This is a genomic window from Mycobacterium sp. Soil_C_30 (assembly GCF_057656995.1).
On record NZ_JBDGJH010000001.1, the window covers coordinates 170,748 to 186,002 of the forward strand.

Here is a 15,255-nt window from a genome sequence, read left to right on the forward strand (position 1 = left end):
CCCCAACCGCGAGCGAGCGTGTCTGTCCGGCCTCGCTCGGCGTGTCGCGTACAAATGCGTGCGCTGGTGGCACGGTCCAGGGCCGGCGCCACCACGTGTCGAGGTGCGTGAGCGCACGCGTTTGTACGGCCACGCCCGCGTGTTGTGTACAGACACGCGCGCTCGCCGGAAAGGGAAAGGGGGTCAGGCGGTGGACGGCGCCAGCAGGTCCATGTCGAACACCCGCGCGTGCAGCACCGTGCGGTTTCGCAATGCGGCGCGCACCGCGCGATGCAGACCGTCTTCGAGGTAGACGATGCCCTTCCACTTGACCGCGTGGGGGAACAGGTCGCCGTAGAAGGTCGAATCTTCCGACAGCAGCCGATCGAGAGCGAGCACGGTGGTGGTGGTGACCAACTCGTCGAGGCGGATCTGGCGCGGCGGGATCTGCGACCAGTCGCGATAGGACAACCCATGCTCGGGATAAGGCTTGCCCTCCCGGACGCCCTTGAAGATCATCGGCGGAACATTCCTAGCGTGTCGGCCCCCCGACGTGACCCCCCGATCATTTCGGCCATTGGAAAAGGCTAGTCGTTACAGCGCGGAATGCCACCGATACGTCGACTTGTGCCGCCACAACACCGCCACGGCAGCATCAGTGCTGTATAACGCCGTAAAATGGGCTGGCTCGGACGATCCAGGAGGTGCAACAGTATGAGCAGTGCCGATGACCGCCGCTTTGCGGTGTTGCAGGCCATCGTCGCCGACTTCGTGTCCACCAAGGAGCCGATCGGTTCCAAGACCCTGGTAGAACGTCACAATCTCGGCGTATCCAGCGCCACTGTGCGCAATGACATGGCGGTGCTCGAGGCTGAGGGATACATCACGCAGCCGCATACCAGCTCCGGCCGGGTGCCCACCGAGAAGGGCTACCGCGAATTCGTCGACCGCATCGACAACGTCAAGCCCATGTCGGCGTCCGAACGTCGGGCCATCCTGACGTTCCTGGAATCGGGAGTTGACCTCGACGACGTGCTGCGCCGCGCGGTGCGGTTGTTGGCGCAGCTCACCCGTCAGGTCGCTGTCGTGCAGTACCCCACCTTGTCCACGTCGACGGTGCGCCATCTCGAAGTGGTGGCGCTGTCCCCGGCGCGGCTTCTGCTGGTGGTCATCACCGATTCGGGCCGCGTGGACCAGCGCATCGTCGAGCTGGGCAACGCCATCGACGACCACCAGCTGTCCCAGCTGCGTGAGATGCTCGGCGGAGCGCTCGACGGCAAGAAGCTGGCCGCCGCCTCGGTGGCGGTCGCCGACCTGGCCAGCCAGCTCGACGGCTCGGGAGGCCTCGGGGACGCCGTCGGCCGGTCGGCCACGGTGCTGCTCGAAACGCTCGTCGAGCACACCGAGGAGCGGCTGCTGATGGGTGGCACCGCCAACCTGACCCGTAACACCGCGGATTTCGGTGGCTCGCTGCGATCGGTGCTCGAGGCGCTCGAGGAGCAGGTGGTGGTACTCAAGCTGCTCGCCGCCCAACAGCAGGCCGGCAAGGTGACGGTCCGCATCGGTCACGAGGCCCAGGTCGCTTCGGGAGCCGAGCAGATGGCGGGCACGTCGGTGGTGTCCACGACATACGGCACAATGGACAAGGTCTATGGCGGTATGGGCGTCCTCGGGCCCACCCGGATGGACTATCCGGGCACCATCTCCAGTGTTGCGGCGGTCGCCTTGTACATCGGTGAGGTCTTGGGCGCCCGCTAGTGGGAGCACGACGCGCCCGACCGCAAGGCTGGATTCTCGACAAGGCTGGATTTTCGACAAGGAAGTGTGAACAGCGTGGCACGTGATTACTACGGTCTGCTCGGCGTGAGCAAAGGCGCGAGCGATTCGGAGATCAAGCGTGCGTACCGCAAGCTCGCCCGTGAGCTGCATCCGGACGTCAATCCTGATGAAGCCGCTCAAGTCCGGTTCCAGGAGATCTCCGTCGCCTACGAGGTGCTGTCCGATCCGGAAAAGCGCCGCATCGTCGATCTCGGCGGTGACCCGATGGAGAACGCCGCGGCCGGTGCCGGGAACGGTTTCGGCGGTTTCGGCGGGCTGGGCGACGTCTTCGAGGCGTTCTTCGGGGCCGGCACCACCTCGCGCGGCCCGGTGGGCCGGGTGCGGCCGGGCTCGGATTCGCTGCTGCGGATGCGACTCGATCTCACCGAGTGCGCCACCGGCGTGACCAAACAGGTCACCGTCGACACCGCCGTGTTGTGCGACCTGTGCAAGGGCAAGGGCACCAACGGCGACTCCACCCCGGTGTCCTGCGATACCTGCGGTGGCCGCGGCGAAGTGCAGAGTGTGCAGCGCTCGCTGCTCGGCCAGGTCATGACCTCACGGCCGTGTCCCACCTGCCGCGGGGTCGGGGAGGTCATCCCCGATCCGTGCCATCGCTGCGGTGGTGACGGCCGGGTGCGCGCCCGCCGCGAGATCAGCGTCAAGATCCCCGCCGGTGTCGGTGACGGCATGCGGGTGCGGCTGGCCGCGCAAGGCGAGGTGGGCCCGGGTGGCGGACCCGCCGGTGATCTGTACGTGGAGGTCCACGAGGAGCAGCACGACATCTTCGTCCGGGACGGTGATGACCTGCACTTCACCATCGACGTGCCGATGGTCGACGCCGCGTTGGGCACCACCGTGACCGTCGACGCCATCCTCGACGGCCTCACCGAGATCACCATCCCGCCGGGCACCCAACCCGGTTCGATCACCACCCTGCGCGGGCACGGCATGCCGCACCTGCGCTCGGGCGTGCGCGGCGACCTGCACGGTCACATCAACGTCGTGGTGCCGGCCAAGCTGGATCACCGTGACGCCGAGCTACTGCGCGACCTGAAGAAGAACCGCTCCCGCGACGTGGCCGAGGTCAAGTCCACCCATGCCTCCGCGGCGCACAACGGCGGCATCTTCAGCCGGCTGCGTGAGACGTTCTCGGGTCGTTGAGCAAGTCGCTGACTGTTGTCTGACCCGCTGTTTTTCATCGACCGCGTTCCCGAGGTCGGGCAGCTGGCCACCGTCGACGGCGACGAAGGCTTTCATGCCGCCAGCGTGCGCCGGCTCCGGGTCGGAGAACGTGTTGTCCTGGGCGACGGCGCCGGCACGGTGGCGGACTGCGTCGTCGACCACGTGGAGAAGCGGGGCCTGCAGGCCCGCGTGATCGATCGGCGTGACGTGGTGGCGCCCGTCCCTCCCGTCACCGTCGTGCAAGCCATCCCCAAGGCCGAACGTTCCGAACTGGCCGTCGAATTGGCCACCGAGGCCGGCGCCGACCGCTTCCTGGCCTGGCAGGCGTCGCGCTGCGTCGCCCGCTGGGACGGCCCGAAAGCCGACAAGGGTTTGCGGCGCTGGCGCGCGGTGGCGCGGTCGGCGGCCCGGCAGTCCCGGCGGGCGTTCATCCCCGACGTGTCAGGGGTGGCCTCGACCGCCGACGTGCTGGCCTGTGTTTCCACCGGGTTGACCCTCGTTCTGCATGAATCCGCCACCGTTGCGTTGACGGACGTCGGTGTGGGACAGGCAGAGTCGATCACCCTCGTGGTGGGTCCGGAGGGCGGTATCGCCGACGACGAGGTGGCCGCGCTGATCGGTGCCGGCGCGCACGCGGTGCGGCTGGGCCCGACGGTGCTCCGGACCTCGACTGCGGCCGCCGTTGCGCTGGGCGCGCTGGGGGTACTCACCCCGCGGTGGGCCTGAGTTATCCATTGGGCCGTAACAGTTGACAAAGGTAGACTGAAGTGTCCGAACCGACAGCAGTACGTGTGTAGAAAGCAGGCTCGAAACTCCACGTGACGCCCCGCGAGACGAACGCTGGCACCACGGATGACACCGTGAGAAGCAGCATCAATGTTCCGCCTGACCTCGTGGTGGGCCTGCTCGGCTCCGCTGACGAGAATCTGCGCGCACTCGAACGCTCTCTGGCCGCCGACCTCCATGTCCGCGGCAACGCCATCACCCTGTCCGGTGATCCGGCTGACGTCGCCCTGGCTGAACGCGTCGTCACCGAGTTGCTGGCGGTGGTGGCCAGCGGCCAGCCGCTGACGCAGGACTCGATCCGTCACAGCATCTCCATGGTGACCGGGTCTGACGACGCGTCACCGGCTGAGGTGCTGACGCTGGACATCCTGTCGCGGCGCGGCAAGACCATCCGGCCCAAGACGCTCAACCAGAAGCGTTACGTCGACGCCATCGACAACCACACCATCGTCTTCGGCATCGGGCCCGCCGGCACCGGCAAGACCTACCTCGCGATGGCCAAGGCCGTCAACGCGCTCAAGACCAAGCAGGTCAACCGGATCATCTTGACCCGGCCCGCGGTGGAAGCCGGTGAACGCCTTGGCTTTCTACCCGGCACGCTCAGCGAGAAGATCGACCCGTATCTGCGTCCGCTGTACGACGCGCTGCACGACATGATGGATCCGGAGGCCATTCCGAAGCTGATGGCCGCCGGGGTCATCGAGGTGGCGCCGCTGGCATACATGCGTGGCCGCTCGCTCAATGATGCATTCATCATCCTGGACGAGGCGCAGAACACCACCGCCGAACAGATGAAGATGTTCCTGACCCGGCTCGGTTTCGGGTCGAAGATGGTTGTCACCGGCGACACCTCACAGATCGATCTGCCCGGTGGAGCACGCTCCGGTCTGCGCGCCGCGGTGGACATCCTCGACGGCATCGATGACATCAACGTCTCCGAGCTCACCAGCGCCGACGTGGTACGGCACCGGCTGGTGTCCGAGATCGTCGACGCCTACGCCCGCTCCGAGGAGCCGAGCAGTATGAACCGGGCGCAGCGCCGGTCGGGGCGACGGTGACGCGATGAGTCTCCAGCAGCAGGTAGCGAGTGCGCCGGGGACGAGCGCGGGAGCGGATTGCGCATGAGTATCGAGGTTTCCAACGAATCGGGGATGGACGTCTCCGAAGAAGAGTTGATCAGCGTCGCGCGGTTCGCGATCGGCAAGATGAACGTCAGTCCGGGTGCGGAACTGTCGATGGTGCTGCTCGACACCGCCGCCATGGCCGACCTGCACATGCGGTGGATGGACCTGCCCGGCCCCACCGACGTCATGAGCTTCCCCATGGATGAGCTCGAACCCGGTGGCCGCCCCGACGCCGCCGAGCCGGGCCCGTCGATGCTCGGCGACATCGTGCTGTGCCCGCAGTTCGCCGCCGATCAGGCCAAGGCTGCCGGGCATCCGCTCGAACACGAACTGGCGCTGCTCACCGTTCACGGTGTGTTGCATCTGCTCGGATACGACCATGCGGAGCCCGACGAGGAGAAAGAGATGTTCGCCTTGCAGCGTCAGCTGCTCGATGATTGGTATGCCGATCAGGAGCAGCTCTACCGGCGCAGCGTCCAGGCGGAGCGAGACCGCAGACTGCTCGACAAGTCGAGGGCTTACGACGAATCGTGACAGGTATAGCACCGCTGCTCCTGGCTATTGCCCTCATCCTGCTCGGTGGTCTACTCGCGGCGATCGATGCGGCCATCAGCACCGTCTCCCTGGCCCGGGTCGAGGAGCTGGTTCGCGACGAACGTCCCGGCGCGGTCCGGCTGAACAAGGTCATCGCCGAACGCCCCAAGTACATCAACCTGGTGGTGTTGCTCCGGATCGCCTGCGAAGTCACCGCCACCGCACTGCTGGTCGCCTTCCTGGAGGACTTCTGGGGACTGAACTGGGGTCTTCTGGCCGCGGCCGCCATCATGGTGGTGGTCAGCTTCGTCGCGATCGGCGTCGGTCCCCGCACCTTGGGCAGGCAGAACGCCTACTCGATCGCCTTGGGTGCTGCCGTTCCGCTGCAAGCGATTTCGATTCTGCTGGCACCCATCAGCCGGCTGCTGATCCTGCTCGGTAATGCGCTGACACCGGGACGCGGTTTCCGAAATGGACCTTTCGCGTCGGAAATAGAGTTGCGCGAGGTCGTCGACCTGGCGCAGCAGAGCGGCGTGGTGGCCGACGACGAGCGGCGGATGATCCAGTCGGTGTTCGAACTCGGCGACACCCCGGCCCGCGAAGTCATGGTGCCGCGCACCGAGATGGTCTGGATCGAATCGGACAAGACCGCCGGCCAAGCGACCTCGTTGGCGGTGCGCAGCGGGCATTCCCGCATCCCGGTGATCGGCGAGAACGTCGATGACGTGGTGGGTGTCGTCTACCTCAAGGATCTGATTGAGCGCACCTACTATTCGAGCAACGGCGGCCGCGACACCAAGGTGTCCGACGTGATGCGCGCGCCGGTGTTCGTGCCGGACTCCAAACCACTGGACGCCCTGTTGCGGGAGATGCAGCGCGACCGCAAACACATGGCCCTGCTGGTCGACGAATACGGCGCGATCGCCGGTCTGGTCACCATCGAGGACGTGCTCGAGGAGATCGTCGGCGAGATCGCCGACGAGTACGACACCGACGAAGTCGCGCCCATCGAGGACCTCGGCGAGAAGAATTTCCGGCTGTCCTCGCGGCTGCCGATCGAGGATCTCGGTGAGCTCTACGATGTCGAGTTCGACGACGACCTCGACGTCGACACCGTGGGCGGGTTGCTGGCGCTGGAGCTGGGCCGGGTGCCGCTGCCGGGTGCCGAGGTGGTGTCGCACGGCCTGCGGCTTCGCGCCGAAGGCGGCCATGACCATCGCGGCCGGGTCCGGGTCGGTACGGTGCTCGTCAGCCCCACCGAGCCCGACCCCGAAGAGGAAGAGTCGCACCACGATGACTGAGCTGGACCCCGAGGACGCCAAACTGGTGACGCTGGCGCGCGGCGCCATGGGCCGGGCCGAGGCCGGTTCTGGGGCGGCGGTGCGTGACCTCGACGGGCGCACCTATGCCGGGGCCCCGGTACGGCTGGCGGCTCTGGAGTTGAGCGCGCTGCAGGCGGCGGTGGCCGCGGCGGTGTCCAGCGGTGCCACGGGTTTGGAGGCCGCCGTGCTGGTGGCCGGCGACACGCAGGACCCAGGAGTGGCGGCGGTCCGGGAGTTGTCGGGCGACGCTTCGATCATCGTGACCGACCGCGCGGGAACACCCCAATGAACCGCGAAAGGGTTGGACCTGATGAGTGAGTTCCGTTCCGGCTTCGTCTGTTTCGTCGGCCGGCCCAACACCGGCAAGTCGACGCTGACGAATGCGCTCGTCGGCGCCAAGGTGGCCATCACCTCCAACCGGCCTCAGACCACCCGGCACACCATCCGCGGCATTGTGCACCGGGAGAACTTCCAGATCGTGCTCGTCGACACTCCTGGGTTGCACCGGCCGCGCACGCTGCTGGGACAGCGGCTCAACGACCTGGTGAAGGACACCTACTCCGAGGTCGACGTCATCGGCTTCTGCATCCCGGCCGACGAAGGCATCGGCCCGGGCGACCGCTGGATCTTCGACCAGATCTGCGCTGTCGCACCCAAGACCACACTCATCGTCGTCGTCACCAAGATCGACAAGGTACCCAAGGAGAAGGTCGCCGCTCAGCTCCTGGCCGTGCAGGAAGCGTTCGGCGACAAGGCCGCCGAGATCGTGCCCGTGTCGGCCACCAAGGGTGACCAGGTGGACGTCCTCACCGACGTACTCGTCTCGCATCTCGAGCCGGGGCCGGCGTTCTACCCCGACGGCGAACTCACCGACGAGCCCGAGGAAGTGCTGATGGCCGAGCTCATCCGCGAAGCCGCCCTGGAAGGCGTGCGCGACGAACTGCCGCACTCACTGGCCGTCGTCATCGATGAGGTCGAACAGCGGGAAGGCCGCGACGACCTGATCGACGTGCATGCCATCCTCTACGTCGAACGCGACAGCCAGAAGGGCATCGTCATCGGCAAGGGCGGTGCCCGGCTCCGGGAAGTCGGCACGGCCGCCCGCACCCAGATCGAAAAGCTCTTGGGCACCAAGGTCTTCCTCGACCTGCGGGTCAAAGTCGCCAAGAACTGGCAACGCGACCCGAAACAGCTTGGCAGACTGGGCTTCTAACGCGTCCAGATGCAGTGCGCACTGCCGCCCGGCGGTTGTGACGCCACCACCACATCGTCGATCCGGATTTCACACCCGGCCGTGCCGTTGCCGACGGCCACCACCTGAAGCATGTCCTCACCCGGGTCGAGAGGCTGGGTTCGCGAGAACGGCAACTGCACGTCGTAGAACCGATCCGGCGACGGATCGATGTCCACGGTCATCGCCTTCCCGCTGCCGGTGACCAGGAATGTCACGGTGCTGCCCTGCGGCGCGGCAGGTACATTGCGCTGGAAGTTCGACTGCGCCGCGGCGTTGGCGTCCCACATCTGCTGGCGGAAAGCCGTTGGCACACAGATGGCGTCGCCGTCGAAGGCCTCGCGCCAGACGAACCCCTGTGAGCAGGACAGCGGCCCCGACCCGGCCAACGGATCCTTGTTGGATCCCGGGTTGGCGTTCTGCGTGGCCACCTGATCGCGCACGGCGGGTGTCACGCACACGGTGTCACCGGGGCGCGCCTCGCGCCACACGAGTCCCTGGATGCAGGTGTCCGGGCCGTACGGCAGCGGTTCGGCCGCTGCCGGCGTCACGCTCGATCCGACGATGAGCGCGGCCATGGTCAACACAGGCGCGGCGTACTTGATGGTCATGGGGCCTCCCCGGAACGCGCGCGTCGAGTCGGCGCACTGTGAGCAGGACGCTAATGACCCTGCGGGGGAGGAGGAATCGGGTGTTTCCCTACCGTTTCCGCGATTCGCCGTTGAGTGTGACCTGGCTACGGAGTCCAGCCCGGCACATTGCCGAACTCGCGGCCGGGGGCCGGTACCGGCGCTCCGCCGTCACCCTTGCCGTAGACGGCGACCACAACCGTGCGGTCGATCAGGTTCTCCGACCAGACGCCGATGTCCACGTTGGCGCAGTCGTGCATGATCGCGTGGTAGTCGGGGCGGTACCACCACTGGTTGAGGATCTCGACCCCGCTGATCGCCAGTGCGGGGTTGATCGCCACTGTTTCGGCCACCTCGCCGTTGTAGCCGGCGTTGCGGGCGCGATCGGCCACCGTGGTGCCGTCGGAGCCGATGTCTCCGTTGAGGGCCCGGTTGTGCAGGACGTCATTGGTGTGCCATTGGGCAGCCAGGCGCAGCTTGGGGTTGATCTTGATGTTGGTGCTGCAGCCGGCCTGGTGCTGGGCGGTGTAGACGTTGGCCACCACGCTGTCGTTGAGGCGCCGATTGTCGGCCTGGGCGGCGGGTGAGCTGATCAGCGAGGCGCCGGCAACCGCGAGGACAGGCAGGACGACGGCAGCACGCATCGCAGTCATGGCAGGTGACCTTACGGGGTCTCAGCCGGCATCGGCAGGGGAATACCCGGCGTCCCTGGTGTGCGGGGTGTTCCACCACACCTCGGGGTGGTGTGTCGACCAGCCGGTCACCGCTTCGAGCTGAGCTGCCAGGGACACCAGCAACGGCTCACTGTCGGCGGGGCCCATCAGTTGTACGCCGATCGGCAAGCCGGTCGAGGTGAACCCCGCGGGAACGCTGATTGCGGGCCAGCCCAGGACATTCCACGGCCAGCATCCCGGGCAGGCGGCGATCATGGCCTTGTCGGTGGCCAGCCCCGACAACTTGTCGAACAGGTGCACCGGCAGCGGCGGCAGCGCGGTGGTGGGCGCCACCACCACGTCGACGGTCTCGAAGATCGCACCCACCCGTTGCTGCGTGCGGGTCTCGTTGGCGCGCGCCTTGCGCAGCACCTGTTCCGACAGCAGCCGTCCCATCCGCAGGTTCGCCGAGGTGCGCCGGTCGAGTTCCACGCCGTCGCCCATCCGGTCGGCCCAGTCCAGCAGGCCTGAGGTGGATCGCGCCAGGAAGTTCCACGACAGCCGCAACCCGTAGTCCGGGCTGCCGTCCAGCACGGTGTGGCCGAGATCGGTCATGTGGTCGGCGACGGACCGCAGGGCGCGGTGGATCTCCGGATGCAGACGGGCGCGGAAGCCGGTGAACGGAAACCGCGTCGAGATCGCGATGCGCAGTTGGCCCGGGCCGCGGGCAACCGCCTCGGACAACGAGACCGGCGCGGGTTTGTGCAGATCGCCGGGCACATTGCCCGACACCGCGTCCAGCACCAGCGCGGCGTCGGCGATGGTGTGGGCCAGCACGCCGTTGACGGTGATCCCGTTGAAGGCTTCGGCCAGCGGCCAGGTGGAGATGCGGCCGCGCTGCGGTTTGATGCCGACGAGGTTGGTCCAGGCCGCCGGGATGCGGACGCTGCCCGCGCCGTCGGAGCCGATGGCCGCTGCCACCAGACCGGCCGCCACCGCCGCGGCGCTGCCCCCCGAGGAGCCGCCGGGGGTGTGCTTGCGGTCCCACGGGTTGCGGGTGTGCCCGAACCCGGGTCCGCTGGTGAACGGCCACTGGCCGAACTCGCAGGTGTTGGTCTTGCCCACGATCACCGCACCGGCTGCGCGCAGCCGTCGCACCACTTCCGCGTCGGCGGTGGCCGGCAGCACCCGCCCGGAGGTGCCGAAGAAGGTCGGTACCCCGGCGACGTCGACGTCGTCCTTGACGGCGATCGGGATGCCCAGCAGGGGTGCGGTGTCACCGGCGCGGCGCCGTTCGTCGGCGGCGGCGGCCTCGGCGAGCGCCGAAGTGGTCAATACCGTCCGGAACGCGTTGAGGGTCGACTGGCTGGCGGTGATCGCGTGCAGCGAACGCCGCACCAGGTCATCAGCGTTCACCGAGCCGCTGGCCAGCTGGTACAGCTGGTCACCGACGGTGGGGAATCGGTCCGACGAACGCATCACGAGGAGACTATCGGCGCGCGTCCCCTTTGATGTCTCATGGCAATGAGAAACTGATTCGATGCGGTTGTATCGGGATCGAGCGGTGGTGCTGCGCCAGCACAAGCTCGGCGAAGCCGACCGCATCGTCACCTTGCTGACCCGCGATCACGGGCTGATCCGTGCCGTCGCCAAGGGGGTGCGTCGCACCCGCAGCAAGTTCGGTGCCCGGCTGGAACCGTTCACCCACGTCGACGTGCAGTTGCACCCGGGCCGCAACCTCGACATCGTCACCCAGGTGGTGGCCCTGGATGCGTTCGCCTCCGACATCGTGGGCGACTACGGCCGCTACACCACCGCTTGCGCCATCCTCGAGACCGCCGAACGCCTCGCCGGTGAAGAGCGCGCCCCGATGCCTCCGCTGCAGAAGCTGACCGTCGGTGCGCTGCGGGCGCTGGCCGACGGCACCCGGTCGCGGGAGCTGGTGCTCGACGCCTATCTGCTGAGGGCCATGGGCATTGCCGGGTGGGCACCCGCGCTCACCGAATGCGCCCGCTGCGCCACACCCGGGCCGCACCGGGCGTTCCATGTGGCCGCCGGGGGAAGTGTGTGTCTGCACTGCCGCCCGGCCGGGGCCAGCACACCGCCGCAGGGTGTCATCGATCTGATGTCGGCGCTGCACGACGGCGATTGGGAACACGCCGAAGCGTCACCGTCGTCGTACCGCAGTCAGGCCAGCGGCTTGGTGGCTGCGCATCTGCAGTGGCACCTGGAGCGTCAGCTACGGACTCTGCCCCTGGTGGAGCGGGCCTACCGGCCTGATCGCACAGTCGCTGATAGCCGGGTCATGCTGGTCGGGCAGGATATCCCTCATGGCTTTGAAACGGGAAGGGAAGATCAGCTACCCCCAGCTGCCTCCAGCGCCTGACGACTATCCGGTGTTCCCGGACACTTCGACGTGGCCGGTCGTCTTCCCGCAACTGCCGCCCAAGACCAACGGCCGGTTCTCCCGGCCGCCTCAGCACACCTCGAAAGCCTCGGCTCCCCAGATCCCCGCGGGCCAGGTGCCCAACCACGTCGCCGTCGTGATGGACGGCAACGGGCGTTGGGCCACCCAGCGCGGGCTGGGCCGCACCGAGGGGCACAAGATGGGCGAGGCGGTGCTGATCGACATCACCTGCGGGGCCATCGAGATCGGGATCAAACACCTGACGGTGTATGCGTTTTCCACCGAGAACTGGAAGCGCAGCACCGAGGAGGTGCGCTTCCTGATGGGGTTCAACCGCGAGGTGGTGCGCCGTCGCCGGGAGAACCTCGACGCCATGGGGGTGAACATGCGCTGGGTCGGCTCGCGGCCGCGGATGTGGAGCAGCGTCATCAAGGAGTTCGACATCGCCGAGCAGATGACGGTCGGCAACGACGTCATCACCGTGAACTACTGCGTGAACTACGGCGGTCGCACCGAGATCGTGGAAGCCACCCGCCAGCTCGCGCAGGAGGCCGTTGACGGCCGGATCAACCCGTCACGCATCAGCGAAGCCGCGTTCGCCAAACATCTGCACCGCGCCGACATCCCCGATGTCGACCTGTTCATCCGGACGTCGGGGGAGCAGCGCGCGTCGAACTTCCTGCTCTGGCAGGCCGCGTACGCCGAGTTCGTGTTCCAGGACAAGTTGTGGCCGGATTACGACCGTCGCGATCTGTGGGCGGCCTGCGAGGAGTTCGTGTCGCGCAACCGGCGCTTCGGCAGGGCCTGATGCCCGACCTCGTGCAGCGTTTGTCGAGCGCCCTGGCCGAGGTGCTGACCGTCGTCGAGGAATCCGACGGCGCATTGACCGTCAGCCAACCGGGGCTGGTGGCCTCGCTGCGGGTGGTGACGATCGCCGAAGGCCTGGAGATGGTGTCGCTGACGCAGCCGCTGGCCTGGGATCTGCCGCTGAACGCCAAGGTTCGCGAGAAGGTGGCCCAGCAGGCCAGCAAGACGCTGTTGGGCACGGTGGCGCTGGTCGAGAAGGTTGAACAAGGGCCGGACGTCGCGGCCAATGGTTCGACGGCGAAGTCGTCGACCCGGAGGTCGACGGCGAAAAAATCCGCAGATGTGTTGCTGCGCTACAACTTTCCGGGTGCCGGTCTGTCCGATGAGGCGTTGCGGACCTTGATCCTGATGGTGCTGGCCGCCGGGGCCGACGTGCGTGAGGCGCTCAGCTAGACCCGCATGCGGTGCAGGTGCCGAAGATCTCGACGGTGTGGCTGACGTCGGTGAAGCCGTGGTCGGCGGCCACCGCCGCGGCCCACGATTCGACCTCGGGTCCCTCGACCTCGACGGTGGCCCCGCAGTCGCGGCACACCAGGTGGTGATGGTGGTGGGTCGAGCAGCGGCGGTACACGGCCTCGCCGTTGTCCGTGCGCAGCGTGTCCACCTGATTGGCCGTCGACATGGCTTGCAGCGTGCGATACACCGTGGTCAACCCGATGTTCTCGCCGCGGCGGCGCAGTTCGTCGTGGAGTTCCTGCGCGGATTTGAACTCCTCGAGGCTGTCCAGCAGTTCGGTGATGGCCGCGCGTTGTTTGGTGGCCCGGGTGCGGACTTCGGTGTTGGTCATTGGTGAGCCTCTCCGGCGTGGGCCACCGCGTCCAGCACGATATGGGCGAGGTGGTGGTCGACGAGGCGGTACATCACCTCACGGCCGGCGCGTTCTCCGGCGACGACGCCGGCGGCCTTCAGGATCCGCAGGTGCTGGCTGACCAGAGGTTGGGGCACGCCGAGGGCGTCGACGAGTTCGTGCACGCAACGCGCGGACTCATTGAGCTGCAACACGATTGCGATCCGGACCGGCGCGGCCAGGGCCCTCAGAATCTCGCCGGCGCCGTCGAGGATCTCGCGCGGCGGCAAGGTCGGATGAGTGGCGGTGCCGTGTTGGTGTTCGAACTCGCCAAGGGTTTGGTCGTACATCCCGGTGGACACTTCCGCGGCACCTCCCATAATGGAAATCGTTTCCACTACCACTCTTACATGCGTGATCGTGCATGTCAAAGGTTGGCCGTGTTCAGCGGGTCGCAGACACGGTGAGCGCCTGAACTACTCTGGTCGGGTTGCGTCCCACCAACACAGGAGTACTCGAGCATCGTGGCGTCCGTCATCGACACCATCGCCAACCTGGCCAAGCGTCGCGGTCTGGTCTACCAGTCCGGCGAGATCTACGGCGGCACGAAGTCGGCCTGGGATTACGGTCCGCTGGGCGTCGAGCTCAAGGAGAACATCAAGAAGCAGTGGTGGCGCTCCGTGGTCACAAGCCGCGACGACGTCGTGGGCCTGGACAGCGCGATCATCCTGCCGCGCCAGGTCTGGGTGGCCTCCGGTCACGTCGACGTCTTCAACGATCCGCTGGTGGAGTGCCAGAACTGCCACAAGCGGCACCGGCAGGACCACCTTCAGGAGGCCTACGCCCTCAAAAAGGGTGGGGAGCCCGACGACGTCCCCATGAGCGAGATCGTCTGCCCCGACTGCGGCACCAAGGGCCGGTGGACCGAGCCGCGTGACTTCAACATGATGCTCAAGACCTACCTCGGCCCCATCGAGTCCGAGGAAGGCCTGCACTATCTGCGCCCGGAGACCGCCCAGGGCATCTTCGTCAACTTCGCCAACGTGGTCACCACGTCGCGCAAGAAGCCGCCGTTCGGTATCGGCCAGATCGGCAAGAGCTTCCGCAACGAGATCACCCCGGGCAACTTCATCTTCCGCACCCGCGAGTTCGAGCAGATGGAGATGGAGTTCTTCGTCGAGCCGTCCACCGCGGCCGAATGGCACAAGTACTGGATCGACACCCGCCTGCAGTGGTACGTCGACCTGGGCATCAACCGCGACAATCTGCGCCTGTACGACCATCCCAAGGAAAAGCTCTCGCACTACTCCGACGGCACCGTCGACATCGAGTACAAGTTCGGTTTCGCCGGCAACCCGTGGGGTGAACTCGAAGGCATCGCCAACCGCACCAACTTCGACTTGTCCACGCACTCAAAGCATTCCGGCGTCGACCTGTCGTTCTACGACCAGGCCAACGACACCCGCTACGTGCCTTATGTCATCGAACCCGCGGCAGGTCTCACCCGGTCGCTGATGGCGTTCCTGGTGGACTCCTACCACGAGGACGAGGCGCCCAATGCCAAGGGCGGCGTCGACAAACGCACCGTGCTGAAGCTCGACCCGCGGCTGGCTCCGGTCAAGGCCGCGGTGCTGCCACTGTCGCGGCATGCCGACCTGTCACCCAAGGCCCGCGATCTGGCGGCCGAGCTGCGCAAGTCCTGGAACATCGAGTTCGACGACGCCGGGGCGATCGGTCGCCGCTACCGCCGCCAGGACGAGATCGGCACCCCGTTCTGCGTGACGCTGGACTTCGATTCGCTCGAGGACCAGGCCGTCACCATCCGGGAACGTGATGCCATGACCCAGGAGCGGGTGGCGATCGACAAGGTGAGCGACTACCTGGCGGTGCGACTCAAAGGCTGCTGACCTTCTGCCCAGTCACCCGCTCGGCG

At 67.0% G+C, this 15,255-nt stretch carries 18 protein-coding genes; 12 read left to right on the plus strand and 6 right to left on the minus strand.

Going from position 1 to position 15,255, the window contains the following annotated elements:
- Positions 1-183 precede the first annotated feature (183 nt).
- Complete coding sequence (locus AC3A6P_RS00720; RefSeq protein WP_487687109.1) at positions 184-498, minus strand: type II toxin-antitoxin system VapB family antitoxin; 315 nt, start codon at positions 496-498, stop codon at positions 184-186.
- Positions 499-693: 195 nt separating this feature from the next.
- Here AC3A6P_RS00720 and hrcA point away from each other — a divergent pair, with 195 nt between their 5' ends.
- The 8 genes from hrcA to era all read left to right on the plus strand — a co-directional run bounded on the left by hrcA (position 694) and on the right by era (position 7,961).
- Positions 694-1,737: a heat-inducible transcriptional repressor HrcA gene (gene hrcA, locus AC3A6P_RS00725; RefSeq protein WP_487687112.1), complete on the plus strand. Its 1,044-nt coding sequence runs from the start codon at positions 694-696 to the stop codon at positions 1,735-1,737.
- Between the two features lie 75 nt (positions 1,738-1,812).
- A complete protein-coding gene (gene dnaJ / locus AC3A6P_RS00730; RefSeq protein WP_487687114.1) occupies positions 1,813-2,961 on the plus strand; it encodes a molecular chaperone DnaJ in 1,149 nt (382 codons plus the stop codon).
- Positions 2,962-2,976: 15 nt separating this feature from the next.
- Positions 2,977-3,708: a 16S rRNA (uracil(1498)-N(3))-methyltransferase gene (locus AC3A6P_RS00735; RefSeq protein WP_487687118.1), complete on the plus strand. Its 732-nt coding sequence runs from the start codon at positions 2,977-2,979 to the stop codon at positions 3,706-3,708.
- 92 nt (positions 3,709-3,800) lie between these two features.
- Complete coding sequence (locus tag AC3A6P_RS00740; protein ID WP_487687121.1) at positions 3,801-4,826, plus strand: PhoH family protein; 1,026 nt, start codon at positions 3,801-3,803, stop codon at positions 4,824-4,826.
- A 63-nt stretch (positions 4,827-4,889) separates the two neighbouring features.
- Entirely contained in the window at positions 4,890-5,426 is a 537-nt protein-coding gene (ybeY, locus tag AC3A6P_RS00745) for an rRNA maturation RNase YbeY (RefSeq protein WP_487687123.1), read from the plus strand.
- Positions 5,423-6,727 (plus strand): hemolysin family protein, encoded by a 1,305-nt coding sequence (locus AC3A6P_RS00750; protein WP_487687126.1) that lies wholly within the window; start codon positions 5,423-5,425, stop codon positions 6,725-6,727. Before ybeY ends, AC3A6P_RS00750 begins: the two co-directional genes overlap by 4 nt.
- Entirely contained in the window at positions 6,720-7,037 is a 318-nt protein-coding gene (locus tag AC3A6P_RS00755; RefSeq protein WP_487687129.1) for a cytidine deaminase, read from the plus strand. Before AC3A6P_RS00750 ends, AC3A6P_RS00755 begins: the two co-directional genes overlap by 8 nt.
- Before the next feature lie 21 nt (positions 7,038-7,058).
- Positions 7,059-7,961: a GTPase Era gene (gene era / locus AC3A6P_RS00760; protein ID WP_487687131.1), complete on the plus strand. Its 903-nt coding sequence runs from the start codon at positions 7,059-7,061 to the stop codon at positions 7,959-7,961.
- On the opposite strand, the gene AC3A6P_RS00765 is transcribed toward era, so the two are convergent.
- The 3 genes from AC3A6P_RS00765 to AC3A6P_RS00775 all read right to left on the minus strand — a co-directional run bounded on the left by AC3A6P_RS00765 (position 7,958) and on the right by AC3A6P_RS00775 (position 10,740).
- The gene (locus AC3A6P_RS00765) at positions 7,958-8,590 is read right to left on the minus strand and encodes an MmpS family transport accessory protein (RefSeq protein WP_487687133.1); all 633 of its coding nucleotides are present in this window, start codon (positions 8,588-8,590) and stop codon (positions 7,958-7,960) included. The genes era and AC3A6P_RS00765 overlap by 4 nt on opposite strands.
- Positions 8,591-8,715: 125 nt before the next feature.
- Positions 8,716-9,261 (minus strand): CAP domain-containing protein, encoded by a 546-nt coding sequence (locus AC3A6P_RS00770; RefSeq protein ID WP_487687136.1) that lies wholly within the window; start codon positions 9,259-9,261, stop codon positions 8,716-8,718.
- 21 nt (positions 9,262-9,282) lie between these two features.
- Positions 9,283-10,740 (minus strand): amidase, encoded by a 1,458-nt coding sequence (locus AC3A6P_RS00775; RefSeq protein WP_487687139.1) that lies wholly within the window; start codon positions 10,738-10,740, stop codon positions 9,283-9,285.
- Positions 10,741-10,801: 61 nt separating this feature from the next.
- Here AC3A6P_RS00775 and recO point away from each other — a divergent pair, with 61 nt between their 5' ends.
- From recO to AC3A6P_RS00790, 3 genes are read left to right on the plus strand one after another with little or no spacing between them, the layout of a single operon-like run.
- Positions 10,802-11,647: a DNA repair protein RecO gene (recO, locus tag AC3A6P_RS00780; protein WP_487687141.1), complete on the plus strand. Its 846-nt coding sequence runs from the start codon at positions 10,802-10,804 to the stop codon at positions 11,645-11,647.
- Positions 11,592-12,476 (plus strand): decaprenyl diphosphate synthase, encoded by an 885-nt coding sequence (locus AC3A6P_RS00785; RefSeq protein ID WP_487687143.1) that lies wholly within the window; start codon positions 11,592-11,594, stop codon positions 12,474-12,476. Before recO ends, AC3A6P_RS00785 begins: the two co-directional genes overlap by 56 nt.
- Positions 12,476-12,928 carry a hypothetical protein gene (locus AC3A6P_RS00790; RefSeq protein ID WP_487687146.1) on the plus strand — a complete coding sequence of 151 codons (453 nt, stop codon included), beginning with the start codon at positions 12,476-12,478 and terminating at the stop codon, positions 12,926-12,928. The genes AC3A6P_RS00785 and AC3A6P_RS00790 overlap by 1 nt, the downstream gene beginning before the upstream one ends.
- Here AC3A6P_RS00790 and AC3A6P_RS00795 read toward each other — a convergent pair.
- Positions 12,921-13,322, minus strand: coding sequence for a Fur family transcriptional regulator (locus tag AC3A6P_RS00795; protein ID WP_487687148.1), 402 nt, complete (start codon positions 13,320-13,322; stop codon positions 12,921-12,923). The two genes, AC3A6P_RS00790 and AC3A6P_RS00795, sit on opposite strands and share 8 nt — an antisense overlap.
- Positions 13,319-13,672, minus strand: a complete 354-nt coding sequence (locus AC3A6P_RS00800; protein WP_487688094.1) for an ArsR/SmtB family transcription factor — start codon at positions 13,670-13,672, stop codon at positions 13,319-13,321. The genes AC3A6P_RS00795 and AC3A6P_RS00800 overlap by 4 nt, the downstream gene beginning before the upstream one ends.
- 174 nt (positions 13,673-13,846) lie before the next feature.
- Here AC3A6P_RS00800 and AC3A6P_RS00805 point away from each other — a divergent pair, with 174 nt between their 5' ends.
- On the plus strand, positions 13,847-15,229 hold the full coding sequence (locus AC3A6P_RS00805; protein ID WP_487687150.1) for a glycine--tRNA ligase: 1,383 nt from the start codon (positions 13,847-13,849) through the stop codon (positions 15,227-15,229).
- Positions 15,230-15,255 lie beyond the last annotated feature (26 nt).

Coding starts and splice junctions, on each gene's coding strand:
- ybeY (WP_487687123.1), top strand. CDS start 4,890: ATGAGTATCGAGGTTTCCAACGAATCGGGGATGGACGTCTCCGAAGAA.
- recO (WP_487687141.1), top strand. CDS start 10,802: ATGCGGTTGTATCGGGATCGAGCGGTGGTGCTGCGCCAGCACAAGCTC.
- AC3A6P_RS00800 (WP_487688094.1), bottom strand. CDS start 13,672: ATGTACGACCAAACCCTTGGCGAGTTCGAACACCAACACGGCACCGCC.
- AC3A6P_RS00770 (WP_487687136.1), bottom strand. CDS start 9,261: ATGACTGCGATGCGTGCTGCCGTCGTCCTGCCTGTCCTCGCGGTTGCC.
- AC3A6P_RS00720 (WP_487687109.1), bottom strand. CDS start 498: ATGATCTTCAAGGGCGTCCGGGAGGGCAAGCCTTATCCCGAGCATGGG.
- AC3A6P_RS00785 (WP_487687143.1), top strand. CDS start 11,592: ATGGCTTTGAAACGGGAAGGGAAGATCAGCTACCCCCAGCTGCCTCCA.
- AC3A6P_RS00765 (WP_487687133.1), bottom strand. CDS start 8,590: ATGACCATCAAGTACGCCGCGCCTGTGTTGACCATGGCCGCGCTCATC.
- era (WP_487687131.1), top strand. CDS start 7,059: ATGAGTGAGTTCCGTTCCGGCTTCGTCTGTTTCGTCGGCCGGCCCAAC.
- AC3A6P_RS00790 (WP_487687146.1), top strand. CDS start 12,476: ATGCCCGACCTCGTGCAGCGTTTGTCGAGCGCCCTGGCCGAGGTGCTG.
- AC3A6P_RS00775 (WP_487687139.1), bottom strand. CDS start 10,740: ATGCGTTCGTCGGACCGATTCCCCACCGTCGGTGACCAGCTGTACCAG.
- AC3A6P_RS00755 (WP_487687129.1), top strand. CDS start 6,720: ATGACTGAGCTGGACCCCGAGGACGCCAAACTGGTGACGCTGGCGCGC.
- hrcA (WP_487687112.1), top strand. CDS start 694: ATGAGCAGTGCCGATGACCGCCGCTTTGCGGTGTTGCAGGCCATCGTC.
- AC3A6P_RS00795 (WP_487687148.1), bottom strand. CDS start 13,322: ATGACCAACACCGAAGTCCGCACCCGGGCCACCAAACAACGCGCGGCC.